Origin of the sequence: Belnapia mucosa, from assembly GCF_016775475.1 — a bacterium.
In the GTDB taxonomy this organism is placed as follows: domain Bacteria; phylum Pseudomonadota; class Alphaproteobacteria; order Acetobacterales; family Acetobacteraceae; genus Belnapia; species Belnapia mucosa.
Map to the genome: position 1 here is coordinate 1 of NZ_JAEUXJ010000097.1, position 403 is coordinate 403.

The following is a 403-nucleotide window of genomic DNA, read 5'->3' on the forward strand; positions in this document are numbered from 1 at the left end:
CTGGGGAACCGGCTGGAGTTCACCGGGCTGGGGCGGAGCATCATCGTCAAGGCGGTGGCGGCCGAGCCCTTCGGCGGTCAATGCCCCTGTTGCCTGCGCGAGCGCGTTCTCACCGAGGCCGGCCGGGTGGTGCCCGGAGCCGAGTTCGACCACTTCTTCCATCGGAGCCTCAACAAGCCCGAGCATGGGTGGTTGATCTGCGCCCCCTGCCACGCCGAGCTGACCCATGGCGGCTACCTGGTCTGCTTCATGCGGGTGCCCGAATTCCGCGCCTTCCAGGGCGCCGTGCTCGAGCACCGCCGCCGGGAGCGGACCGCCACCGGCGAACTAGAGCAAAATCTGACCGATCGGAGTCATTGGGGATTCCTCTCGGCCTCGAAATTTGATTCACCCTGCTGGCTGG

The 403-nt window shown here is 67.0% G+C and carries 1 protein-coding gene; it reads left to right on the top strand.

Annotation, left to right across the window (positions count from 1 at the left end; translation table 11 throughout):
• A partial coding sequence (locus tag JMJ55_RS30515) for a hypothetical protein (protein WP_202829357.1) occupies positions 1 to 403 on the top strand: 403 nt, incomplete at both ends.